Source organism: Shimia sp. MIT1388 (assembly GCF_047124445.1).
GTDB lineage: Bacteria > Pseudomonadota > Alphaproteobacteria > Rhodobacterales > Rhodobacteraceae > Shimia.
Genome location: NZ_CP138921.1, coordinates 1,520,748 through 1,542,350, shown reverse-complemented (window position 1 = coordinate 1,542,350; position 21,603 = coordinate 1,520,748). Strand labels below are relative to the sequence as shown.

Sequence of the window (21,603 nt, the reverse complement as noted above, 5' to 3'; positions counted from 1 at the left end):
GTCGCCGTCTGACCAGCAACCGAAGTCACTTAGCCCTCCACCGAGCGCGGGGTATAGACGATGGGTGCACCGTCACGTTCGATGATCCGAGTGTGGCTGGACCCCAAAAGAACCACGGTACGCATGTCGGCCATGTCCGGCGTGGTCTCTTGCAGCGGTACAATCTTGATCGTTTGATCCGGGCGGGAGACGTTGCGGGCAAAGATCATCGGGCGGTTGTCGCCGCAACTTTGCTTGAGTGTTTTCAGCGCCTTTTCAAAACCTTCCGGGCGGGACTTTGAGCGTGGATTGTAAAACGCCATCGCAAAGTCCGCTTCGGCAGCCAGACGCAGGCGTTTGTCGATCAGCCCCCACGGTTTGAGGTTGTCGCTGAGGTTGATGGCGCAGAAGTCATGGCCCAAGGGCGCACCACAAGCGGCAGAGGCTGCCAACATGGCCGTGATGCCGGGCAACACGCGGATATCTAGATCGCGCCACGCAGGATCGCCGTGCTCCACAGCTTCAAACACGGCCGCCGCCATGGCAAAAACTCCAGGGTCGCCCGAGCTGACAACCACCACGCGCTTGCCCTCTGAGGCCATCTCCAACGCATGGCGGGAGCGGTCGATCTCCACGCGGTTGTCAGACGGGTGCAGGGTCAGGTTCGGGTTTTGCGCCACCCGTTCCACGTAGGGAATATATCCGACCGCATCCGTGGCCTCGGCCAACGCGGCCTGTACCTGAGGTGTCACCAACGCGTCATCACCTGGGCCGATGCCCACAATCTGCACCCAGCCACTCATGGGCGCCGTCCCTGACCATGCACCACGATGATCGAGAAATAGGGCGTTCCGTGATCCGTCGTTTCCGATAGTTTTTTAACGCTCTGTTTTTGCATGGTGGCAAATTGCACCAACCAGGCTTCGTCATAGCGGTTTGACGCCTTCAGCGCCCGGATGACTTTGTTGTAGTTGGAGCCGATTTTCATAACCACCAACGCGTCGGTGTCGGCCATATGGCGGGTGAGCTTTTCTTCGTCCAACGTGCCCATCAGCACGGTCAGCACATCGTCGCCCCAGGTGATGGGGGCTTCGGTCGCGGTCCAGGCGCCGGACATGCCGGTGATGGCGGGCACAACCTGCGTTGGCACCACGTCGCGCACACGGGCATAGATGTGCATGAAGGAGCCATAGAAGAACGGGTCGCCTTCGCAGAGCACCACCACGTCTTCACCGGACTTGGCCAGCGCGATCAGGTGTTGCGTGACCTCTTCATAAAAGGCCGAAAGTGCTTCATTGTACCGTGGGTCATGCACGGAGATTTCCGTGGTGACGGGATACTCCATCGGAAACTCAATGGCCGTATCGGGCAACATGCCGTCGACAATCGCACGTGCCTGACCTTTGCGGCCTGCTTTGCGAAAGAAGGCCACATGCTTGGCATTGGTGATGAGGCGGTGCGAGCGCACGCTCATCAGATCGGGATCGCCGGGGCCAAGCCCAACGCCGTAAATCGTTCCGGTCTGGGTCATTCTTTGCGGCTCGCGATGGCGTTGATGGCAGCTACCGTCATGGCGGAACCGCCAAGACGGCCTTCCACGATCATGCAAGGCACCGGTTGATCGTTCCAAAGCGCATCTTTGCTCTCCATCGCGCCGACAAAACCGACCGGGCAGCCAATGATCGCGGCCGGGCGGGGGCAGTCCGGGTCTTCGAGCATGTTGAGAAGGTGGAAGAGGGCGGTTGGCGCATTGCCAATGGCCACGATGGCACCGCCCAACTTGTCACGCCAATGTTCCAGCGCCGCAGCAGAACGGGTGTTGCCGATTTTGGCCGCCAGCTCATAAATGCCTTCGGCGTGCAGGGTGCAGATCACCTCGTTGTCGGCAGGCAGGCGGGGGCGGGTCACGCCTTCGCTGACCATGCGCGCGTCACAGAAGATCGGCGCTCCATCTTCCATGGCTTTGCGCGCAGCGGCGACCATGCCGGGCGTGAACTTCACGTGCTTTTCCAAGCCAACCATGCCGGCGGCGTGGATCATGCGCACCACAACCTGTTCTTCGTCTTTGTCAAACCCGGCCAGATCGGCCTCGCGCCGGATAGTGGCGAAGCTTTCGTCATAGATCGCCTGACCGTTTTTTTCGTATTCGTAAGGCACTAAAGCTCTCCTCGGGCTTCAAGTAAGGTGCTCGGCGTGAGGCCGGTTTTCACAGGCGCATCCCATGGGCGGCCGTTTTCCACAAGATCAAATGCGCCGTCATTGCCGACCAACGTTGTCGCACATGGGCGCGGCAGGGCGCAGCCCTTGGCACAGCCGGAGACATGCAGGGGCGTCGGCAAGTGGTTCGCCAGTTGGCGAGCGAGTTTGCGGGTTTCCACAGTGGACGAGTCACAAAACGGTGCGCCGGGGCAGGCGTCTACTTGTAGTAATGGATCACGCGGGTCGGTAATGAACACATTTGTCTCCGCAATGTCTGCACCTTCCAGCAGGAACAACCGCCACGGGGTGACACGCATGGCCTCTGCTTTGGTTACGGCGATCAGGTTTGCCAGTTGCGCCGCTTCGATCTGACCAAACGCCACACCAAACAAAGCGCCCATTTCTGTGTCCCCGGGTGCAGGCGGCTTTTGCGAGGCTGTTGGCGGCACGGCTTGCCAATCCGCAGGTAAAGGCGTCAGAGCCACATGTGCGGCCATACGGCGGCGGGTCGGGCCATCGGTGTCGACAAACCAGTGTGCCATCTCCAGCAGCGCGTCAATGGCGGTGTCAACTGTCACAACGCGCCCACGAGACGCGCCATCGGCCCGCAGGATTAGGCCGCCATTGGCGTCGCGTTCAAAGCGGAAGTCTGCCGATTTATCAGAGAGTTGTGGTTCGCCTTGTAAGTCGATGGCGTAGCCCATTTTGGGTGGCAACTCTGGGAGTTCGCCAAGGCGCGCGACCAATTCGGAAGCCACGCGATGTGTGTCATCGTCTTTGTGCCACATCGGCGGGATCAGGATGTTGCGACGGCTCTCTAGAGCCGGATCGTCGGGCAGCAGATCGAGTTTGTATAACTCTGCCAGAACTGCCTCGTGATCTTCTTCTTTGACGCCGCGAATTTGCAAATTGGCGCGGCTCGTCAAGTCGATCAAACCCGAACCAAACCGGTCTGCTGTTTCGCACAAGCCCAAGACCTGGTCCTGTGTCAGGCGCGCCATTAATGGCCGCACACGCACCACCAGACCGTCGCCGGACATCATCGGCTTATAGGCGCCTGGGCACCAGCCTTTGGCATCGGGGCGGCTCATGAGGCGTGCTCCAGATTGGCAAGAATGGAGTTACGGCGGGTGATCCACAGGCCAGCGTCATGTAGCGCAGCAAAACGATCGCGCATCGCAGCCAGCGCTTGTGGGTTTTCACGCTCAAGGAACGCGACAATCTCGTCGTTGCCCAAGGTTGCGTCGTGGTAGGCGTCAAATAGTTGAGGTGGTACCGCGCCGGCCAAATTGGCAAAAGCACCCATGTGATCCAGCGTCGCGGCAATCTCGGCACCGCCACGGAAGCCATGCCGCATCATGCCCGCGAGCCAATCCGGGTTGGTTGCGCGGGCATGTACAACGCGCGCAATCTCTTCGGTCAGGCTGCGGGCACGCGGGTTTTCCGGATTGGTGTTGTCCATGTGATACAGGTTGGCGTCCCCACCGGTGAGCGCCTGCGCGGCGGCAAAGCCCGCCTCATGGGCCGCATAGTCTGAGGCGACTAGCACATCGGTTTCGGGTAGGTCTTGCAGGTGGACAAAGCTGTCCGCCGCGCCGACGCGGTCGCGAATGCCATCAAGATCTTTGGTGCCTTCGCCGGTGTCGAGCGCATAGGAGGAGGCGTTGAGCCAGGCTTCGCCAGCAGCATTGCGGCCTTCTTCGGAGTAGTTCTCAATCTCATGCCCCATGCCGAGGCCGTAGCTGCCTGGCGCAGGGCCATAGACACGTGGGGCTGTGATGCGGCCTGCAAAGGGGTTCCAGTCGGCGGCTTCGTCGCGTTCGGCCAGCGCTTTTACGGCTTGGCCAAAGAGCGTGGAGAGCGTCGGGAATACGTCGCGGAACAGGCCTGAGACACGTAAGGTGACGTCGATGCGGGGACGATCCAGCAAGGCAATTGGCAGAATTTCCACACCGGATACGCGCTCGCTGCCTTCGTCCCAAACAGGTTTCGCGCCCAACAGATGTAGCGCCATGGCAAACTCTTCACCTGCCGTGCGCATGGTGGCGGAGCCCCAGAGGTCCACGATCAGGTTTTTGGGGTAGTCGCCTTCTTCTTGCAGATGACGGCGCACCAGTTCTTTGGCGAGTTTCACGCCCTGTGCATAGGCAGACCGCGACGGGACCGAGCGCGGGTCTGTGGTGTAGAGATTGCGGCCTGTGGGCAGCACATCGTGACGGCCCCGATAGGGCGAGCCGGAGGGGCCAGCCTCGATGCGCTTGCCTTCGAGCGCTCTGATCAACGCATCACGCTCTGCATCCGCGGAAGGGGCAGCGTCAAAGCTGCCTTCGGTCTGCGGTGCGCGGCCATAGATGTGCAGCCCGTCACCAAACTGGCTTTCCTTGATGTCACAGACAAAAGTGTCGATGCGGGTGATGGCTTCGGCCAGAGATGTCGCGTCGTCCAGCCCCAACTCCGCTTGCAAACCAAGGGCTTCGGCCTCGTCGCGAATGTCGGTTTGCAGCCGGTCGCGGCGTTTTGGGTCCAACCCGTCCGCGTTGGAAAACTCATCAAGGATGGTTTCCAAACGGGCAAATCGCTCTGGCGTCGCAGATTGCTTGAGCGGAGGCGGCACATGGCCAAGCGTCAGTGCATTGATCCGGCGTTTGGCTTGCGCGGCCTCGCCGGGGTCGTTGACAATGAACGGGTAGATCACCGGCAGATCACCGATCAGCGCTTCGGGCCAACACTCAGCGGACAGCGCCACAGATTTGCCCGGCAGCCATTCGAGAGTGCCGTGCGCGCCTACATGGATCAACGCGTCGGTTTTTAGCGCGTGACGCAGCCAGAGATAGAACGCGACGTAGCTGTGGCGGGGCACGCGGGAGAGGTCGTGGTATTCATCTTCGCGTTGCCGATCGCTGCCACGTTCCGGCTGCAAGGCCACAAGCACGTTGCCGCGTTTGGTGGCTTTGAAGTGGAAAGCGCCGTCGGCAAATGTCGGATCGTTTTCAGGAGTTCCCCAAACCTCGGCAAGGTCGTCGCGTAGCGCTTCGGGGAGCGTTGCCATCGCGGCGTGGTAGTCCGCAAGAGACCAAGACAGGGTTTCCGTCAGTAAGGCGTCTTCGAGGTTGCCGGCGGTTGCTGCCTGAAACCCAGACGCTTTCAAATCCTCAAGAACCGCCTCAACGCTGGACAGCGGATCTAGGCCAACCGCATGTGCCATGTTCCAGTCTTTGCCCGGATATGTGCTGAGAACACAGGCGATCTGTTTGTCTGCATTTGCCTTCTGCGCAAGCGACACCCAGCCTTCAACCTTGTCGGCCACTGCGGAAATGCGTTCTGGCAAGGCCCGATGGGCAAAGCGGGAGTATTCCAGCGCTTGGTCTTTCTTTCCCGGTTCCTTGAACGAACTGACGCCGGCGAACAGACGCCCGTCCACTTCCGGCAAGACCACATGCATGGCGAGGTCAGCTGGCGCCAAGCCGCGCTCAGACTCTGCCCAGGCCTTTTTGCGTGAGGTGGCAAGTGCGACCTGAAACACTGGCGCATCGGTGGCATCCAGCGGGGAGGTGCCATTGTCACCTTTGCCGGAGAACGACGTGGCGTTCACGATGGCGGCGGGGGAGAGTTGTTGCAGCGTCTCCGCCAGCCATGCCGCAGAGGCGGGGACCTTCAGAGATGGCGCAAACAGGCCAACCACGTCAAAGCCACGTCCTCGGAATTCATCAAACAGCGCTTCGATTGGGGCCGTGTCAGCGGAACTGACATAAGCGCGGTAAAACGTCAGCGCGATCAGAGGTTTTTTTGTGTCGCGGTCCGCTAGCGGATCACAAAGGCCGCCTTCAGGCGTCCAACCACCGTGATCGGGCAGGGCCTTCGACCCCATGACGGGTTTTGCGTAAAGCCCTGCCGCCAGTGCCAATTGTGCCAACGCTGCCTGCGCCGCAATTGCGCCGCCGGTGTCGCACAGATGGGTCAAACGGTGCAGTGTGGAAGCGGGCAGGGTGGAGACTTCGTCCAACCGCTCATCAGGCCGTCCGTCCGCAGGCAGCACCGCCAGCGCGATGCCTTTTTCCTGCGCGAGTGCCTGCACCTGTTGGATGCCATATTGCCAGTAGGAAATCCCGCCAATCAGGCGGATCAGGATGGCCTTGGCGCCCACCAATGTCTGTTCGATGTAGGTGTCCACCGACAGCGGATGTTTGAGCGCCGTCAGATTGGCCAATCGCAGCGTGGGCAGGTCGCCTTGGCTGCGGTGCCAGCCTGCCGCGAAAGCCCCGAGGTCACTGTCAGAGAAAGACAACACCACAAGATCGGCCGGGGTTTGACCCAGGTCCATTGGTGTGTCGGCCTCGTCCAGACCATGGCTTTCGCGAAAGACAACGTGCATGAGGCTTAGTCTACCAGAGCTGCGCGGATCGCTTCGACGTTTACGTCACCCTGTTCGGCAATCACGACCATGCGGCCTTGGCGACCTTCTTCGGGTTTCCACGGACGGTCGAATTGATGCCGCACACGCGCACCCACCGCTTGTACCAGCAGGCGCATCGGTTTGCCGGTCACGGCCGCGTAGCCTTTCACGCGCAAGATGTTCTGTTCCTTGGCCATTTTTTCGATCTTGGCCGCGAATGCCGCTGGATCAGCTTGCTCCGGTACATCCACCACGATGCTGTTGAACGCATCGTGATCGTGGTCATGGCCGTGATGATGGTGGTGATCATCGTCGTGATCATGGTCATGATCGTGGTGGTGATGATGGTCCTCGTGATGGGACGGACGCGCATCAATGTCGTCTTCCGCCGCCGCTTCCAGACCTAGAATCACACGTGGGTCCACTTCACCCTCGGCCACTTCCACAACGGGCAGCGCGCGTGGGGCGGCTTTCAGGACAATCTCTTTGGCTTTGGCTGTGCCTTCCGGGCCAGCCAGGTCCGGTTTGGTCAACAGCACAATGTCGGCGCAGTTGATCTGATCCTGAAACACTTCGGACAGTGGTGTCTCGTGATCCAAACCCTCGTCAGCTTCCCGCTGCGCGTCCACAGCCGCAACGTTGGTGGCAAAACGACCATCAGCCACGGCTTCGGCATCTGCGAGTGCGATCACACCGTCGACAGTGATCTTGGAGCGGATATCCGGCCAGTCAAACGCCTTCAACAATGGTTTTGGCAGAGCCAGGCCGGAGGTCTCAATCAAGATGTGCTCTGGACGTGGCTCTAACGCCATCAACGCTTCGATGGTTGGGATGAAGTCATCCGCCACGGTGCAGCAGATGCACCCATTGGCCAGTTCCAGAATGTTCTCAGCTGGGCAATCCGGAATGGCGCAGGATTTCAGGATCTCGCCATCGACACCGACATCGCCAAATTCATTCACAATCACCGCGAGGCGTTTGCCTTGCGGCTTCTGCATCAGGCCGCGTACCAAGGTGGTTTTGCCGGAGCCTAGAAAGCCGGTGATGACGGTGACGGGGAGTTTTTCGAGGGTGCTCATTCTTCGGTCTCCAGGGGCGGAATGCGGGCGATGCAGTTTTTGCGGAAATGGGTGGAACGTTCGCGCCAAGGCACAAGCCCATCAGCGGTTGCAGCATATTTGGTCACGCCATCGGCAACCAATTCCGCGTCATCCGCGCCTGTGAAATTGCCGTAGACATAGGTCCAGCGGTCATCGCCCCCCCGCAGGGTGATCGAACAGCCGAAATCACAGTTGGAAAAACACTCCACGCCTTTCAGCGTGACGTTGTCTGGCAGCTTGGACGCATCGAGTGCGTCATAAAGCTGGGTGCCGGGGCGTGGGCCCTCGACGTCGGTTGGCTGGCCGGCACGACAAGTGGTGCAGACAAGCAATTCGACTGGAGCAGAAGCATCAGCCATCACATTTGGTCCCTTTTCAGGGACGGGGGAACACGGGACACTTGGAAGAGAGCCCGACACCGAAACACCCCGTCCGGTTCATGTCATTTTTGCTGGCAGGTCTCCCGGCTTGCGGATCTCGACAAGGTGTCTGCGGTCCTCCTGCCTTCCCGGATTGCTCCAGTGGCTGCGGTGGACCTCTCCGGTCACGGTCGCGGGGGCGGCTGCGCTTTGGGCCTTGACGTTGGGCCCGTTTCACATTCCCTTTTCACCTGCTCAGAAGAGCAGGAACCAGCGACACCCCGAATGGGCAATCATCGCGGCTGAGTCAAGCGGGAACGGAGAGGCAGATGTCTGATAGCGTCGAACAAAATGAACGCCACAAGGCCAAGATGGCGAAAATCAAGGCAGCGCGGGACCGGATGATGGCCACGAAGACCGAGGAAAAAGGTCTGATCATGGTGCACACCGGGCCGGGCAAGGGCAAATCTTCGTCCGGTTTTGGCATGATCATGCGCTGCATCGCGCACGGCATGCCAGTGGCCGTGGTGCAGTTCATCAAGGGCGCGATGGCGACTGGAGAGCGGGCATTTTTGGAAGAACATTTTCCAGAGGAAGTGAAATTTCACGTGTCCGGAGAAGGCTTTACCTGGGAAACGCAGGATCGCGAGCGCGACATTGCCAAAGCCGAAGCGGGCTGGGAGTTGGCGAAACAGTTGATCCGCGATCCAGCGAACCGCTTTGTGATGCTCGATGAAATCAACATCGCCCTGCGCAATGACTATCTGAACATCGACGACGTGGTGGATTTCCTGCTGAGTGAAAAGCCGGAGATGACCCATGTGCTGTTGACCGGGCGCAACGCCAAACCGGAGCTGATCGAAGCGGCGGATTTGGTGACTGAGATGACTTTGCTAAAGCACCCGTTTCGCGATGGAATTAAGGCACAGGCTGGAGTGGAATTCTGATGGCCGTGAAACGCCTACTCACCGAATTTGGCATGGGCTCGTCGCTGCGGCGGCAGGACTATACGGAAGCCGCAAGCCGCGCTGTCAAAGACGCATTGTGGCACAACTCGATCAATCTGGCGGAGCTGTTTGGCAAAGACAAATCTGAGATGATCATCACGGTGGAAGTGGCTGTACAGCAGCCTGAGAAAGTCGACGCTGACTCGATTGCAGCGGTCTTTCCTTACGGGCAAGTTACTGTAAAGCCTGTGAAAGGCGGCTTGGATGTGCCGCGCGCAGATGGCGGCAATCCAACGGTGATTGCCAATGTGGCGATCTCGGTTGCGCTGGATGTGGAGGTTGCGGCATGAGCGATCAGCGTTTCATCATCGAAATGGGCATGGGCAATGACCAATATGGTCAGGACTATACAAAGGCCGCCGCGCGGGCGATTGAAGATGCGATCCGCCATTCCGCGATCCCGATGATTGCCGCGTTGGGCAAAGACCCCAAAGAGATGCGAGTGCAGGTGACGGTCGGCGTGCAGGAACCAGAGAAGGTGGATTGCGTCGCTTTGGCAGAGAAGTTGCCGCGTGGGCGGGCTGAAGTCAAAGCTGTGTTCGGCGGTATGAACGTGACCAATCCGGATGACGGCAACGTGTTGGTGATCGCTTCCGCAGCCGTTGAGGCGTTTTTGCCCAAGCAGGTGTGACGTGACCAAAGCGCTTATGATTCAAGGCACTGGCTCCAATGTCGGTAAGTCGATGTTGGTGGCTGGGCTGTGCCGGGCGGCGGCGCGGCGAGGGCTGTCTGTGGCACCGTTTAAGCCGCAGAACATGTCCAACAACGCCGCTGTGACCAGCGATGGTGGCGAGATTGGCCGGGCGCAGGGGTTGCAGGCTTTGGCCTGTGGCAAAGCGTTAACGGTGGACATGAATCCGGTGCTATTGAAGCCGGAGACCGATGTGGGCTCGCAGGTTGTGGTGCAGGGCAAACGGCTGACCACGGTGAAGGCGCGGGAATATGCGAAGTTAAAACCACAGCTGATGGAGGCTGTGCTTGAAAGCTTCAACCGTCTGAAATCAAAAAATGATTTGGTGATTGTGGAAGGGGCGGGTAGCCCGGCGGAGGTCAACCTGCGCAAGGGTGACATCGCCAATATGGGCTTTGCACAGGCGGCGGATGTGCCGGTGGTTTTGGCTGGCGACATCGACCGGGGCGGCGTGATCGCGCAGATCGTTGGCACGCAGGCGGTGATTTCCGAAGAGGACGCGGCGCTGGTGGCGGGTTTCCTTGTGAACAAATTTCGCGGTGATCCCAGTTTGTTTGATGATGGTTACGAGCTGACTAAAGACACGACCGGCTGGGCGGGCTTTGGGGTGTTGCCGTATTTCGGTGAGGCCTGGAAATTGCCCGCCGAAGATGCGCTCGACATCAAGAACGCCAAAAAGGCTGGCGGGTTGAACGTGGTCTGCCTTGGCCTGTCGCGGATTGCGAATTTTGATGATCTGGACCCGTTGGCGCAGGAGCCGGGGGTGTCTTTGACCATGCTGGGGGCAGGGGAGCCGATTCCGGGCGACACAGATGTGGTGATCATTCCGGGCAGCAAATCCACGCGCGGTGATCTGGCGTTTCTGCGGGAGCAGGGCTGGGACGTGGACCTTCTGGCGCATGTGCGTCGCGGAGGGCATGTGCTGGGGATTTGTGGCGGATATCAGATGCTTGGCCGAGAAGTGCGCGATCCAGACGGCATCGAAGGCCCGGCTGGCACGACGGAAGGTCTGGGCCTGCTGGACGTGATTACCGAGATGACGCCGGACAAGCGGTTGACGGAAACCGCCGCGCTGCATTTGGCCTCCGGTCAGGCTTTTCGGGGCTATGAAATCCACATCGGGCGCACCGATGGCGCGGATCGGGCACGGCCGTTTGCCACTGTGGATGGGCGTGATGAGGGGGCTGTGTCTGCGGATGGGCGGGTGTCTGGCAGCTACCTGCATGGCATGTTCCGGGACGACGGGTTTCGGCGGGCGTGGCTGTCTGCATTAGGCGCAGAAGTGGGCAACGAAGGCTATGACGCCACCGTGGAAGCGGTGTTGGATCGGTTGGCCGATCACATCGAGGCCCATCTGGATGTGGACGGCTTGTTGGCGGTGGCGCGCTAGAAGTGCATAAAATCAGCGGCTTACTGTCGTTTGTTGCGTAGGGATCGTACAGAGGTGCCATGCGCGGCTTTGAAGGCGCGGGCGAAGCTCGTGGGGCTGTTGAAGCCTGTGGCAAGAGCGATGTCGCGCACCGGGATTTGCGTGTCTGTGGCGAGGCGCAGGGCTTCCTCCAGGCGCATGGTCAGGTAGACCGCTTGCGGTGAATTGTGCAGGTGGGTTTGGAAGTTGAGTTCCAATGTGCGTGTGGAAAGCCCTGTTTTTGTTGCAATTTCCGGGATGGAGAGCGGCGCGTCTAACGTCTGCCCCATGAGGTCCAGCGCTTTGATGACCTTTGGGTGATGGTGGATCGCGCGAGGGATGGAAAAGGGGCGCTGGGCGCTGGCGGGCATGGGGTCGTAGACAAAGGCGCTGCTGACGCGGAGGGCCAAATCCGCGCCGTAGCGGGTCTCAATCAGGTAGTGCATCATGTCGATGCAGGGGCTTGCGCCGCCCGAAGTGGCGATGCGGTCAGAGATGCAGAACCGATCTCTGAGAGTTGTAACCCCGGGGAATTGTTGGGAGAATTTCTCGATATCCTCCCAGTGGGTGGTGGCGTTGTGGTCGTCCAGCAGGCCGGCTTCTGCCAGAAACCACGGGCCGCCGTCGATGGCGGCGATGGTGGTGCCGGTGGCATAGAGCCGTCGCAGAGAGGCTGATAAGCGTGGTGTGGCTTGCTCTTCCAATCGAAAGCCGGCCACGACCAACAATAGGTCGCAGCGCAGCAGTTGATCGATCGCTAACCCGTTGATTTGTAATCCGCTTGTGAGCGCAGCGGGGGCCTCGGTGGCGGTGTAAAACTGCCAGTCAAACAGGGTTTTTCCGGCGCGGCGGTTCGCGGCGCGCATCGGATCCACGGCGGCGGCGAAGCTGAGCGTATTGCAGTCGTCCAACACCAGAATGGCGACGTTCAGAGGCGTCGGGTCGTGGCGGAAAACGCTGGGTTCTGCGGAAATAGACATATTGATTTCGTATAATGAAAAGTGTTGCGCGGCAAGTGCGGTACGGTCGGGCAAGGAACACGAAAGGAATCGCCATGCCGCTCTCAATGAACCGCGAGGTTTTCATCACCTGTGCCGTGACCGGATCGGGTGGCACGCAGGACCGCAGCCCGCATGTGCCGCGTAGCCCAAAACAGATTGCCGACAGTGCGATTGCGGCGGCCAAAGCCGGTGCGGCGGTGGTGCATTGCCACGTGCGCGATCCGGAGACTGGCGCACCAAGTCGCGACCTAGGTTACTATCGCGAAGTCACGGATCGCATTCGCGACAGCGAGGTGGATATGGTCCTCAACCTGACCGCGGGCATGGGGGGGGACATTGTGTTTGGCGGCGTGGAAAGCCCGCTGCCCACGGTGGATGGGACGGACATGGTGGGCGCCACGGAGCGGGTCGCACACGTGGCGGAATGCCTGCCGGAAATCTGCACGTTGGATTGTGGCACGATGAATTTTGCCGAAGCCGACTATGTGATGACCAACACCCCCGGCATGCTGCGCAGCATGGGAAAAATGATGACGGATCTTGGGGTTAAGCCAGAGATTGAGGCCTTTGACACCGGACATCTGTGGTTTGCCAAGGAGCTTGTGAAAGAGGGCGTGCTGGCACCGGATGCGCTGGTGCAGTTGTGCATGGGCGTGCCGTGGGGCGCGCCGGATGACCTCAACACCTTTATGGCGATGGTCAACAATGTGCCGGATGAGTGGACGTTCAGCGCGTTCTCGCTGGGCCGCAATCAAATGGCTTATGTGGCGGCAGCGGTGCTGGCAGGCGGCAATGTGCGCGTGGGGCTTGAGGACAACCTGTGGCTTGGCAAAGGGGAGTTGGCGCAGAACTGGCAGCTTGTGGAGCGTGCAGGCACAATCATTGAGAACATGGGCGCGCGGGTGATTGGGCCTGCGGAAGTGCGTGAGAAACTGGGGCTGGTGAAGCGGGCACCCAAAGGGTGAGCGTTGCGGCAACCGCTGCGCATGTAGGCTTTAGAACCGGTGGTTTGAGGCGATTGCACAGAGGGGCGCAACACGTCGGTAGGTTGTCTGTATCGCGACTGTTTTGCGGAGGTGCGAAAAATCGACCTCCGCAGCACGTGTTGTGCGTTAAGAAAGCCGTTGGATCACGTGGCAGGCTTAACCCGGCACAAAAAACAGTTGTTGGACGCGCTGCGCACATCAACAAAGGCTATGTCGTCGCGCGCAAGCAGGCTTTCGGCGTAGCTCGCAATGTCCGCGGTCGGGGTCACTTGCCCCGTGCCATAGACAATGCGTTCGTTCGCCGAATAGCCGCGCACGATGTAAGTCGGGGCAGTCAGGATGGCGGGCAGCGTACTGGACGGCGCGGTGGCAGCACAGTCTTCGCAGAGAAAGATCGGCCCGGTTTCGGTGTAGGCGTTTTGGCTTTCAAACGGGCGGTGCGCGAGGATCAGAAAGGGCCTGCCTTTGGGCGTGACCTTCAGGCAGGCGCGGCAGGGAATGCCGTCCCCACTGCTGATCGCGACCTCTACGGCGTTGCCATAGGCGTCGGTGCGGCTTTTGCGGATGGCGTCGACGTGATCGGCGGGCAATGGGTGAAACTGTATGGTCATGTAAGCTCTCCTTTTGAGGGGACGCTATGATGTCGAATGGGCGTGCGGCGACCCGTTTCCTGCGGAAAGGGAAGAGGATGACACAGAGATTTGGAACTGCCCTACTAGCGATTTTGGCAGCGACACACTTGGCGGCAGAAGAGCGCCCACTCTGGGAAGGCTATTGGACCGGCAACGCCTCCTGGTGCGCGCGGGCTGGAGATGTCGGCGACGAGACACCAACCTGGTTCGGGCGTGATGGCTTCTTTGGCATCGAGTGGAGTTGTGACATTCGCACAATCCAGCCCACCGGCATGGCCAACAGCTGGGCGCTGACCACGGAGTGTCTGGATGCGGGCTATGCCTACAGCGAGACGCAGATGTTCCTCGTGACCTATGAGGATCGGCTTTTGATTTTGAATGAAAGTGGCGTGACCGCAAATTTGGTGCGCTGTGAAGAAGGAAAGAATTAAGCATGGCAACGGCAGCGATTATTGGCGGCGGGGTGATTGGCGGCGGCTGGGCCGCGCGGTTTTTGCTCAATGGCTGGGATGTACAAGTGTTTGACCCGGACCCGGAGGCGGAGCGCAAAATTGGCGAGGTGATCGTCAATGCACGGGTGTCTCTGCCGGGGTTGAGCGATACGGCTTTGCCCGCTGAGGGCACGCTGAGCTTTCATGAGACCATGTCGGAGGCCGTGGCTGGGGCAAGCTGGATACAGGAGAGCGTGCCGGAGAGATTGGAACTCAAGCGTAAGGTTTATCAGACGCTGCAGGAGCATTGTGACCCCGAGGCGATTTTGGGCAGTTCGACCAGCGGGTTTAAACCCAGCGAGTTGCAGGGTTGCGCGACGCGGCCCGAGCAGATTGTGGTCACACATCCGTTTAACCCGGTCTACCTGATGCCCTTGGTGGAGCTGGTGCCGACGGAAGCAAACCCGCCGGAACTGGTGGCGCGGGCCAAGGAGATTTTGACCGGCGTGGGCATGTTCCCCCTGCATGTGCGCAAGGAGATTGATGCCCATATTGCCGATCGCTTCCTTGAGGCGGTGTGGCGTGAAGCGCTTTGGCTGGTGAAAGATGGGATCGCCACCACAGAAGAGATCGATGAGGCCATTCGTATGGGGTTTGGCATTCGCTGGGCGCAGATGGGGCTGTTTGACACCTATCGCGTGGCCGGAGGCGAGGCGGGCATGAAGCACTTCATGGCGCAATTTGGCCCCGCATTGGAATGGCCCTGGACCAAGCTGATGGATGTGCCGGAGTTCACCGACGAGTTGGTGGATCTGATCGCTGGCCAAAGTGACGCACAGTCCGGCCATTTGACAATCCGCGAAATGGAGCGGATACGGGACAACAACCTTGTCGCCATGATGCGCGCGCTCAAAGCGCAGGATTTTGCATCTGGCGCAGTGCTCAACCAGCACGACGTCAAGCTCTCAGCGGCGGCTGGTATGGTGCGAAGGGCCAGCGACATAGCCAACCCGACGCAACCCATCGGTACAGTGCGCCGTGCGGTGCCGGTGGATTGGTTGGATTACAACGGGCACATGACCGAGAGCCGGTATTTGCAGGCCTTTGCCGATGCCAGCGACCGGCTGATGGAGATCATTGGCTGTGATCAGGACTACATCGCGACCGGGGGGAGTTTTTTTACGGCAGAGACACATATCCGGCACATTGATGAGACCCACCTGGGTAGTGTGATTGACGTGCGGACACGTGTGCTGATGGCGGAGGGCAAGAAGATGCACCTTTGGCATGAGATGTTTGCGGGTGAAAAGCTGCTGGCCACCGGGGAGCATATTCTGATCCATGTGAGCCTTGAGACACGGCGACCTGCGCCGTTTAGTCCGGAAATTGCCGCCAATCTGAAGATGATCAGCGAGGCGCAGGCCGATTTGCCCGCGCCGGAGGGGCTCGGGCGCTACGTCGGGCAGCCACGGTGAGCCGGCGTGTTCTGATCACCGCAGGAGCGTCCGGGGTTGGGCGCGCCATGGCGGAGGTGTTTGCGCGGGACGGCTGGCGGGTCTGGGTGGCCGATGTGGACGCGACGGCTTTGGTGGGCGTCCCTGAAGGTTGGCGCAGAACACAGTTGGATGTGACCGATGAAGAGGCTGTTGCTGCGCTGTTCTCAGAGATCAATGATGCGTGGGGAGGGCTGGATGCGCTTTGCGCAAATGCCGGTGTCGCCGGACCAACTGCGGCCGTGGAAGATATAAACCTGCAAGATTGGCAGGCCTGCGTGGCGGTCAATCTCGAGGGCGCGTTTCTGGCCGCCAAATATGCCGCGCCGATGATGAAGACGGCAGGGCAGGGCGCGATTGTGGTGACAAGCTCCACGGCCGGGCAATATGGCTATCCCTACCGCGCGCCTTATGCGGCGGCGAAATGGGCCGTCATCGGTCTGACCAAAACGCTGGCCATGGAGTTGGGACCGCATGGCGTGCGGGCGAATGTGATTTGTCCCGGCGCGGTGGAAGGGCCGCGCATGGAGGGCGTGCTGGAACGCGAAGCGGCGGCCAAGGGCATGACGCGGGATGCGGTCTATGAGGGCTATGCCTCCGGTACGGCGCTTGGCTCCTTTGTGGAGGGGCACGACGTGGCCGAGATGGCGGTATTTTTGTGCAGCGACAAGGCGCGGCTGGTGAGTGGGCAGGTGATTGCCGTCGATGGGTTTACGGTAAACCCCGACCCGAAGGTCTAGGCGCGGGTCGCGAGAGGGCGCGAGGGGACTTTGCCCCCGTCACAGCGGGGCTGTGACTCCCCCAGGATAATTTTGGCAAGAAGAAGCGGGGCGGGGGCGCGTTTATTGGCTGGACTACCGCGTGGACTTACAGGGCGGATTTGAGGGCTGCGACGTGATCCGGGATTTGACGGGCGGTGACATCTGCCTGGCGGATCAGGTCGTCAAAATGTTCGGTGAAGCTGGTGACACGTTCGCGGTCGCGGAAGGCGAGGTAATTGCGGCCCAGGTAGAGCACCGCGAGCAGGGGGCCAAAGACGGTGATCGGGCTGGAGTACAGCCGACGGGCGTCAAACAGGTAGAGCCGCAGGCGCGGGTAGAGCTGGCTGCTGAGATCGGCGAATTGATCGAGTTGTTGCGCGCGGATGTCCTCGGGCAAGCCTGCGTAGTAGCCCTCGCCGCGGGCAAAGGCAGCCAGCTCGTGCATGGGCAGGGCAATTTCATAGTCAGATTGGGATTCGCGCATCCAATTGAGGCGGTCACGCGAGGCGTTGATAGCCTGTTCCGTGGTCCGACCAAGGTGCGGCGCATATTCCCAGGCCAGCATTTCGTCGGTTTTGAGCATGTCCGGCAGGCCCGCTGGCACGTGGCGGATCTTGTAGCCCGCCGCCTCCTGATGCCAGGCGAAAATCTGTTCATCCACCAGCGCGCGGGGGGCCTCCGTAACCGTCAGAGCGTTGGCGAGGATGTCTGCCGTGTTTTCAGGACGGTCGGTGAGTGAGAGCAGCCAATCCGCAGAAACCCCAAGGGCGGCGGCGCATTCGCCCACCACCTGTGCATTGGGCAGTCGGGCGCCGGTGTCTTTCAGCAGTTGGCTGATGGTGGAGCGGTCAACGCCAATGCTGCGCGCAAGAGCGGCTTGGGTCACGGCCTGATCTTGCATGGCGCTGGCCAGGCGCTTTCGGAACTGATCTGCTCGCAACCGTTTGTCGATAATTTCACTCATGTGGGGATAAATATCACATCTGTCGAGTTTTGTTAATCAGATACAGAATTCTGAAACGCCTTTTTTGCCGGTAACACATCTGTGAAGACAGACGCACGGGACGGCGCAATGGACACACAAAAACGCTCCATCGTGAAAGCGGTGATTTGGAATGTGATCGGCATCATTTCGATGTCCGTGGTGGGAATTCTGGCCACCGGATCGGCAGCCCTTGGGGGGAAGATGGCGCTGATCAACACCGGATTGGGGTTCAGCATGTATTTGATTTACGAGCGGGTGTGGTCCCGTGTGCGCTGGGGGCGGCAACATGGCTGAGCGGCGTCTGTCCAAAGTGGAGTGGCCCACGCTACTCTTAGTGGCAGGTTGCTACGGGCTATATGCATTGGGCACGGTTTGGGCGGCTCAGTTGTGGCTACCATTGGGCATGGTGCTAACGATTGTCGCGCTGGCATTGCACAGCTCGTTAAGTCATGAAGTGCTGCATGGACATCCTTTTCAAAACAAAGTGGTAAACGCCGCGTTGGTGTTTCCGGCAATTGGGCTGTTTGTGCCTTATCTGCGCTTCAAAGACACCCATCTGGATCACCATTTGGACAGCCGTTTGACCGATCCTTATGACGATCCAGAGAGCAATTACCTCTACGCCGAAGACTGGCAAGCTTTGCCCAAATGGCGGCAGGCTGTGCTTCTGTTCAACAACACGCTTGTGGGGCGGTTGTTGGTGGGGCCGCTGGTGGGGCAGGTCTGTTTTATGGTGAGTGATTGGCGGGCGATCCGGCACGGAGATCGTCGGGTTTTGACCGGGTGGCTGTGGCATGTGCCTGCGGTGATACTGGTCATTTGGTGGATGCACGCCTTTGGACGGCTGCCGATCTGGGCCTATCTGATTTGTGCCTATGCCGCCCTGTCGATCCTCAAAATCCGCACTTTTTTGGAGCATCAGGCGCATGAGCGGGCGCGGGGACGCACGGTGATCATTGAGGATCATGGGCCGCTGGCGTGGATTTTCCTGAACAACAATCTGCATGTGGTGCATCACATGCACCCCAAGATGCCGTGGTATCGCCTGCCGGAATTGTTTCGCAGCAATCGGCAGCGCTACCTGTCGCGCAACGACGGCTATTATTTTGCCTCTTATGGCGAGGTGTTTCGGCAGTTTTTCTGGCGGCGCAAGGACCCGGTGGCGCATCCGCTTTGGAAACGGGATGGCTGACAGCGGCGCGTGTAAGGGTACAATCTTTCTCGTGACTTCCGAGGTTTAGCTCGGCATCAAGGCGGTCATGGAACTTTGGATCATCGCCTCCATCGCCGCTGCCGCCTTTCAGACTGTGCGCTTCATGTTGCAAAAACATCTGGCGCAGGTGTCTTTGTCCGCCGCGGGCGCGACCTTTGCGCGGTTTGTCTATTCCGCGCCCATCGCTGCGGCTGTGCTAGCGACGCTGGTGGCCACGGGCCGTGTGACCCTGCCTGATGTCACACCAAGTTTCTGGCTTTTGGGGGCTGTGGGTGGCGCGGCGCAGATCACGGCGACGGTCTGCACCGTGATGCTGTTTGGGCGGCGCAACTTTGCCGTCGGCATGGCCTTTATCAAAAGCGAAGTGTTTTTTACGGCGTTGATTGGCCTGGTGCTGCTCTCTGAAACTATCTCGGGCGTGGGGCTGATAGCGATCACCATTGGCGTGGGTGGGGTTTTGGTGCTGTCCGGCCCGATTGAGGCCGAGGCGACCGGCTGGCGGCGGGTTTTGACACCCTCTGCGGCGCTGGGCCTTGTGGCGGGGGCGCTGTTTGGGGTCTCAGCCGTATGTTATCGCGGCGCGTCGCTTGAGGTGGTCACCGATGCGCCGATGCTGCGTGCCTTGGTGACCTTGGCGGCAGTAACCCTGATGCAGATGGTCAGCATGTGGCTTTGGCTCATGGTGCGCGAACCGGGGGAAGTGGGTCGGGTGTTGTCAGCCTGGCGCAGCGCGGGGTTCATTGGATTGACCAGCATGGCGGGCACGTTTTGTTGGTTCACCGCCTTCACGCTGCAAAATGCGGCTTATGTGAAAGCGGTGGGGCAGATCGAACTGGTGTTTGGCATCCTCGGCACCGTGTTGATCTTCAAAGAGACCATCAGCCGTCGCGAATACCTCGGCATGGCGCTTTTGGCGGTGTCGATCCTGACGCTTGTTTTGCTGGCCTAGTCGTCCCGCCCGTTCAGATCCGGCAGGCGGCCCTTGAGGCGCAAAAACAGGCTCTCTTCGTCATCATTGCGGAAGAACGGCACGGCCTCGGGTGGGGTGCGGTCGGTCACACGCGCCTCGATCTCGGCCAGCACCACCTCGGTGATGAACGGCAGGTCAAAGCTGCGGGCTTCTTTGAGGGGGATCCACTGCAGGTGGGAGAGCTCTTCGCAGGCAGCTGAGAAATCATCCAGATCGGTGGTGATTTCGTCTGCATCCAACAGGAAGAAACGCGCGTCAAATCGACGTGGGCGGCCCGGTGGTGTGATGGCGCGGAAGACAAATTGCAGGGCTTCTGCGGTGGGCACATGGCCGGTGGCGGCGTAGGTTTCCCAATCCGCAGGCGGGGTGATCGACCACTCGCCTTGTGAGCCAAGGATCAGGCCGGTCTCTTCCCAGAGTTCGCGGATGGCAGCGACGGCCAGCGCATGTACGATGCTTTCACTTGTGTCTTCGCGCCGGTCTTCCAGCAGACGCTGGCTGCAAAAGTCGGAAATTGGCGCGGCTAGAGGAATGTCGGCATCTTCTAGGTCCACAGCCCCGCCGGGGAACACCACCTTATTGGGCATAAACGCTGCTTTGGCGCCGCGCTGGCCCATCAGGATTTGTGGATTGCTGTCACGATCCCTGAGCACAATCACCGTGGCGGCGTTGCGGATCGCGGTTTTGTCCACTGTGGTGGCGTTGGTCATGCTGTGCTCCCCTCACAGGATGGGGTGGCCGGGCTCTATTTGAACCCGTGCATCCGGCGCGCCCATTGGAAGGCGACCACACACCCCTTCAATCTCGGCAGAAGGTAGAGCGAGAGCCCGACGCAGCCAACCGAAAAAACGGTGAAAAGAATGAGCGGGTCCGGACGCCAATGCACAAAGGCCACGTGCAACAGCGGGGCCAGCAGGTGGCCAACCACAAGAATCGTCAGATAGGCCGGGCCGTCATCGGCGCGGTGGTGGCTCAAGTCCTCTTTGCAGACCGGGCAATGGTCGCGGACTTTTAGATAGCCCTTAAGCATTGGGCCGGTCCCACAATTTGGGCATTTCCGACGCCATCCCCGGTACAGGGCCTGCTTCATTGGGCGGTCTTCTTCAACCATGACCGCATCTGACATATTGGTTTCACTCATCACGTTTCCCCTCGGTGCTCGCGTGGCCAAGATGTGTCGGTTTGCGCAAACATGAAAGGGGGCAATCTGACTTGCGTCGCGATGTCGCAAAGGCCCCCCTTATTCTGCCTTGCCAAAAAAAGATTGAGAAAGTGCGACGGAAACCCTGGGACGCCGCGTTTTACCATCACTGAACAGGCAATGAGCCGACGCAGACAACCATGAGACAGGCCCAAAAGGAGACCACCATGAAGAGCACAATGATGATCAGCGCCGTAGTGATTGCAGCCCTGGGTGTGACCGCCGTGTCCGCTTCCGCCAAAGAAGGCGGCAAGATGCGCCACATGCGCGGGCAGATGCCCAGCTTTGAGCAACTCGACACCAACGGCGACGGATTTATCACCGCCGAAGACCTGCAAGCGAAGGCCGCAGAGCGTTTTGCTGGCATCGATGCCAATGGCGACGGGGTGATCACCAAAGAAGAGCTGACCGCACATGCCGAATCCAAAGGCAACGACCGGATGGTGAAAAAGCTGGATCGCATGATCAGCCGGATGGATGCCAATGGCGACGGGCAGCTGAGCGTGGATGAGCTGAAGTCCAAAACGGATCGCTCGGCTAAGATGATCGAGAAGCTGGACACAGACGGCGACGGCAAGATTTCCAAAGCCGAATTCGAGGCCGCGCAGGCGGAGCGCAAGACCAAGCGCTCCGAGCGTAAGGCGGAGATGTTCAAGAAACTCGATACCAATGGCGACGGCACAATTTCTCAGGAAGAATGGGATGCCGCCAAAGAAGCGCGTGGCTTCAAAAAGCGTGGCGACACGCAGGAAAACTGATCCCACTCACGGGGGGGCGGCTTTCGGGTCGCCCAA

General features: G+C 59.9%; 24 protein-coding genes and 1 riboswitch. Of the genes, 12 read left to right on the top strand and 12 right to left on the bottom strand.

Going from position 1 to position 21,603, the window contains the following annotated elements; all coding sequences use genetic code 11:
* Window positions 1-29: 29 nt before the first annotated feature.
* From cobJ to SIB92_RS07530, 7 genes are read right to left on the bottom strand one after another with little or no spacing between them, the layout of a single operon-like run.
* Complete coding sequence (cobJ, locus tag SIB92_RS07560) at window positions 30-782, bottom strand: precorrin-3B C(17)-methyltransferase (protein ID WP_412555219.1); 753 nt, start codon at window positions 780-782, stop codon at window positions 30-32.
* Window positions 779-1,510: a precorrin-2 C(20)-methyltransferase gene (gene cobI / locus SIB92_RS07555; protein ID WP_412555218.1), complete on the bottom strand. Its 732-nt coding sequence runs from the start codon at window positions 1,508-1,510 to the stop codon at window positions 779-781. The genes cobJ and cobI overlap by 4 nt, the downstream gene beginning before the upstream one ends.
* Complete coding sequence (locus tag SIB92_RS07550; protein ID WP_412555217.1) at window positions 1,507-2,136, bottom strand: precorrin-8X methylmutase; 630 nt, start codon at window positions 2,134-2,136, stop codon at window positions 1,507-1,509. Before SIB92_RS07550 ends, cobI begins: the two co-directional genes overlap by 4 nt.
* Window positions 2,136-3,269 (bottom strand): precorrin-3B synthase, encoded by a 1,134-nt coding sequence (gene cobG, locus SIB92_RS07545; protein ID WP_412555216.1) that lies wholly within the window; start codon window positions 3,267-3,269, stop codon window positions 2,136-2,138. Before cobG ends, SIB92_RS07550 begins: the two co-directional genes overlap by 1 nt.
* A complete protein-coding gene (cobN, locus tag SIB92_RS07540) occupies window positions 3,266-6,550 on the bottom strand; it encodes a cobaltochelatase subunit CobN (RefSeq protein WP_412555215.1) in 3,285 nt (1,094 codons plus the stop codon). The genes cobG and cobN overlap by 4 nt, the downstream gene beginning before the upstream one ends.
* A 5-nt stretch (window positions 6,551-6,555) precedes the next feature.
* Complete coding sequence (gene cobW, locus SIB92_RS07535) at window positions 6,556-7,650, bottom strand: cobalamin biosynthesis protein CobW (protein ID WP_412555214.1); 1,095 nt, start codon at window positions 7,648-7,650, stop codon at window positions 6,556-6,558.
* The gene (locus SIB92_RS07530; RefSeq protein WP_412555213.1) at window positions 7,647-8,030 is read right to left on the bottom strand and encodes a DUF1636 family protein; all 384 of its coding nucleotides are present in this window, start codon (window positions 8,028-8,030) and stop codon (window positions 7,647-7,649) included. Before SIB92_RS07530 ends, cobW begins: the two co-directional genes overlap by 4 nt.
* A 76-nt stretch (window positions 8,031-8,106) precedes the next feature.
* A riboswitch (cobalamin riboswitch) is annotated at window positions 8,107-8,320 on the bottom strand.
* Between the two features lie 39 nt (window positions 8,321-8,359).
* On the opposite strand from SIB92_RS07530, the gene cobO reads away from it, so the two are divergent.
* The 4 genes from cobO to SIB92_RS07510 are packed head-to-tail and all read left to right on the top strand — an operon-like array spanning window position 8,360 to window position 11,118.
* Window positions 8,360-8,977 carry a cob(I)yrinic acid a,c-diamide adenosyltransferase gene (cobO, locus tag SIB92_RS07525; RefSeq protein ID WP_412555212.1) on the top strand — a complete coding sequence of 206 codons (618 nt, stop codon included), beginning with the start codon at window positions 8,360-8,362 and terminating at the stop codon, window positions 8,975-8,977.
* Window positions 8,977-9,327, top strand: a complete 351-nt coding sequence (locus tag SIB92_RS07520) for a Lin0512 family protein (protein WP_412555211.1) — start codon at window positions 8,977-8,979, stop codon at window positions 9,325-9,327. The genes cobO and SIB92_RS07520 overlap by 1 nt, the downstream gene beginning before the upstream one ends.
* Window positions 9,324-9,668: a Lin0512 family protein gene (locus SIB92_RS07515; RefSeq protein WP_412555210.1), complete on the top strand. Its 345-nt coding sequence runs from the start codon at window positions 9,324-9,326 to the stop codon at window positions 9,666-9,668. Before SIB92_RS07520 ends, SIB92_RS07515 begins: the two co-directional genes overlap by 4 nt.
* Window positions 9,669-9,684: 16 nt before the next feature.
* On the top strand, window positions 9,685-11,118 hold the full coding sequence (locus tag SIB92_RS07510; protein ID WP_412555813.1) for a cobyric acid synthase: 1,434 nt from the start codon (window positions 9,685-9,687) through the stop codon (window positions 11,116-11,118).
* Window positions 11,119-11,138: 20 nt separating this feature from the next.
* On the opposite strand, the gene SIB92_RS07505 is transcribed toward SIB92_RS07510, so the two are convergent.
* Window positions 11,139-12,116, bottom strand: a complete 978-nt coding sequence (locus SIB92_RS07505; protein WP_412555209.1) for a GlxA family transcriptional regulator — start codon at window positions 12,114-12,116, stop codon at window positions 11,139-11,141.
* A gap of 74 nt (window positions 12,117-12,190) precedes the next feature.
* Here SIB92_RS07505 and SIB92_RS07500 point away from each other — a divergent pair, with 74 nt between their 5' ends.
* Window positions 12,191-13,102, top strand: coding sequence for a 3-keto-5-aminohexanoate cleavage protein (locus SIB92_RS07500; protein ID WP_412555208.1), 912 nt, complete (start codon window positions 12,191-12,193; stop codon window positions 13,100-13,102).
* A gap of 164 nt (window positions 13,103-13,266) precedes the next feature.
* Here SIB92_RS07500 and SIB92_RS07495 read toward each other — a convergent pair whose 3' ends face one another.
* Window positions 13,267-13,734, bottom strand: coding sequence for a DUF1203 domain-containing protein (locus tag SIB92_RS07495; protein WP_412555207.1), 468 nt, complete (start codon window positions 13,732-13,734; stop codon window positions 13,267-13,269).
* A gap of 77 nt (window positions 13,735-13,811) precedes the next feature.
* Here SIB92_RS07495 and SIB92_RS07490 point away from each other — a divergent pair, with 77 nt between their 5' ends.
* Genes SIB92_RS07490 through SIB92_RS07480 form a run of 3 tightly spaced genes read left to right on the top strand, consistent with a single transcriptional unit; the run spans window position 13,812 to window position 16,419 of the window.
* Window positions 13,812-14,186: a hypothetical protein gene (locus SIB92_RS07490; RefSeq protein ID WP_412555206.1), complete on the top strand. Its 375-nt coding sequence runs from the start codon at window positions 13,812-13,814 to the stop codon at window positions 14,184-14,186.
* 2 nt (window positions 14,187-14,188) lie between these two features.
* Entirely contained in the window at window positions 14,189-15,661 is a 1,473-nt protein-coding gene (locus tag SIB92_RS07485; RefSeq protein WP_412555205.1) for a carnitine 3-dehydrogenase, read from the top strand.
* Window positions 15,658-16,419 (top strand): SDR family oxidoreductase, encoded by a 762-nt coding sequence (locus tag SIB92_RS07480; protein ID WP_412555204.1) that lies wholly within the window; start codon window positions 15,658-15,660, stop codon window positions 16,417-16,419. Before SIB92_RS07485 ends, SIB92_RS07480 begins: the two co-directional genes overlap by 4 nt.
* A 127-nt stretch (window positions 16,420-16,546) precedes the next feature.
* Here SIB92_RS07480 and SIB92_RS07475 read toward each other — a convergent pair whose 3' ends face one another.
* Window positions 16,547-17,404 (bottom strand): helix-turn-helix domain-containing protein, encoded by an 858-nt coding sequence (locus SIB92_RS07475; RefSeq protein WP_412555203.1) that lies wholly within the window; start codon window positions 17,402-17,404, stop codon window positions 16,547-16,549.
* Between the two features lie 108 nt (window positions 17,405-17,512).
* Here SIB92_RS07475 and SIB92_RS07470 point away from each other — a divergent pair, with 108 nt between their 5' ends.
* The 3 genes from SIB92_RS07470 (at window position 17,513) to SIB92_RS07460 (ending at window position 19,587) form a co-directional block, all read left to right on the top strand.
* The gene (locus SIB92_RS07470) at window positions 17,513-17,719 is read left to right on the top strand and encodes a DUF2061 domain-containing protein (RefSeq protein WP_412555202.1); all 207 of its coding nucleotides are present in this window, start codon (window positions 17,513-17,515) and stop codon (window positions 17,717-17,719) included.
* Entirely contained in the window at window positions 17,712-18,617 is a 906-nt protein-coding gene (locus tag SIB92_RS07465) for a fatty acid desaturase (protein WP_412555201.1), read from the top strand. The genes SIB92_RS07470 and SIB92_RS07465 overlap by 8 nt, the downstream gene beginning before the upstream one ends.
* Window positions 18,618-18,684: 67 nt before the next feature.
* A complete protein-coding gene (locus SIB92_RS07460; RefSeq protein ID WP_412555200.1) occupies window positions 18,685-19,587 on the top strand; it encodes an EamA/RhaT family transporter in 903 nt (300 codons plus the stop codon).
* Here the strand turns inward: SIB92_RS07460 and SIB92_RS07455 are convergent.
* Entirely contained in the window at window positions 19,584-20,318 is a 735-nt protein-coding gene (locus SIB92_RS07455; RefSeq protein WP_412555199.1) for an NUDIX hydrolase, read from the bottom strand. The genes SIB92_RS07460 and SIB92_RS07455 overlap by 4 nt on opposite strands.
* A 35-nt stretch (window positions 20,319-20,353) precedes the next feature.
* Window positions 20,354-20,749, bottom strand: a complete 396-nt coding sequence (locus SIB92_RS07450) for a DUF983 domain-containing protein (protein ID WP_412555198.1) — start codon at window positions 20,747-20,749, stop codon at window positions 20,354-20,356.
* A 227-nt stretch (window positions 20,750-20,976) separates the two neighbouring features.
* Here SIB92_RS07450 and SIB92_RS07445 point away from each other — a divergent pair, with 227 nt between their 5' ends.
* On the top strand, window positions 20,977-21,567 hold the full coding sequence (locus tag SIB92_RS07445; RefSeq protein ID WP_412555197.1) for an EF-hand domain-containing protein: 591 nt from the start codon (window positions 20,977-20,979) through the stop codon (window positions 21,565-21,567).
* Window positions 21,568-21,603: the final 36 nt, after the last annotated feature.

Coding starts and splice junctions, on each gene's coding strand:
- SIB92_RS07475 (WP_412555203.1), bottom strand. CDS start 17,404: ATGAGTGAAATTATCGACAAACGGTTGCGAGCAGATCAGTTCCGAAAG.
- SIB92_RS07470 (WP_412555202.1), top strand. CDS start 17,513: ATGGACACACAAAAACGCTCCATCGTGAAAGCGGTGATTTGGAATGTG.
- SIB92_RS07505 (WP_412555209.1), bottom strand. CDS start 12,116: ATGTCTATTTCCGCAGAACCCAGCGTTTTCCGCCACGACCCGACGCCT.
- SIB92_RS07485 (WP_412555205.1), top strand. CDS start 14,189: ATGGCAACGGCAGCGATTATTGGCGGCGGGGTGATTGGCGGCGGCTGG.
- SIB92_RS07460 (WP_412555200.1), top strand. CDS start 18,685: ATGGAACTTTGGATCATCGCCTCCATCGCCGCTGCCGCCTTTCAGACT.
- SIB92_RS07495 (WP_412555207.1), bottom strand. CDS start 13,734: ATGACCATACAGTTTCACCCATTGCCCGCCGATCACGTCGACGCCATC.
- SIB92_RS07530 (WP_412555213.1), bottom strand. CDS start 8,030: ATGGCTGATGCTTCTGCTCCAGTCGAATTGCTTGTCTGCACCACTTGT.
- cobI (WP_412555218.1), bottom strand. CDS start 1,510: ATGACCCAGACCGGAACGATTTACGGCGTTGGGCTTGGCCCCGGCGAT.
- cobO (WP_412555212.1), top strand. CDS start 8,360: ATGTCTGATAGCGTCGAACAAAATGAACGCCACAAGGCCAAGATGGCG.
- SIB92_RS07465 (WP_412555201.1), top strand. CDS start 17,712: ATGGCTGAGCGGCGTCTGTCCAAAGTGGAGTGGCCCACGCTACTCTTA.
- SIB92_RS07445 (WP_412555197.1), top strand. CDS start 20,977: ATGAAGAGCACAATGATGATCAGCGCCGTAGTGATTGCAGCCCTGGGT.
- cobG (WP_412555216.1), bottom strand. CDS start 3,269: ATGAGCCGCCCCGATGCCAAAGGCTGGTGCCCAGGCGCCTATAAGCCG.
- SIB92_RS07520 (WP_412555211.1), top strand. CDS start 8,977: ATGGCCGTGAAACGCCTACTCACCGAATTTGGCATGGGCTCGTCGCTG.
- SIB92_RS07500 (WP_412555208.1), top strand. CDS start 12,191: ATGCCGCTCTCAATGAACCGCGAGGTTTTCATCACCTGTGCCGTGACC.
- cobW (WP_412555214.1), bottom strand. CDS start 7,650: ATGAGCACCCTCGAAAAACTCCCCGTCACCGTCATCACCGGCTTTCTA.
- SIB92_RS07490 (WP_412555206.1), top strand. CDS start 13,812: ATGACACAGAGATTTGGAACTGCCCTACTAGCGATTTTGGCAGCGACA.
- SIB92_RS07510 (WP_412555813.1), top strand. CDS start 9,685: ATGATTCAAGGCACTGGCTCCAATGTCGGTAAGTCGATGTTGGTGGCT.
- cobJ (WP_412555219.1), bottom strand. CDS start 782: ATGAGTGGCTGGGTGCAGATTGTGGGCATCGGCCCAGGTGATGACGCG.
- SIB92_RS07450 (WP_412555198.1), bottom strand. CDS start 20,749: ATGAGTGAAACCAATATGTCAGATGCGGTCATGGTTGAAGAAGACCGC.
- cobN (WP_412555215.1), bottom strand. CDS start 6,550: ATGCACGTTGTCTTTCGCGAAAGCCATGGTCTGGACGAGGCCGACACA.
- SIB92_RS07455 (WP_412555199.1), bottom strand. CDS start 20,318: ATGACCAACGCCACCACAGTGGACAAAACCGCGATCCGCAACGCCGCC.
- SIB92_RS07515 (WP_412555210.1), top strand. CDS start 9,324: ATGAGCGATCAGCGTTTCATCATCGAAATGGGCATGGGCAATGACCAA.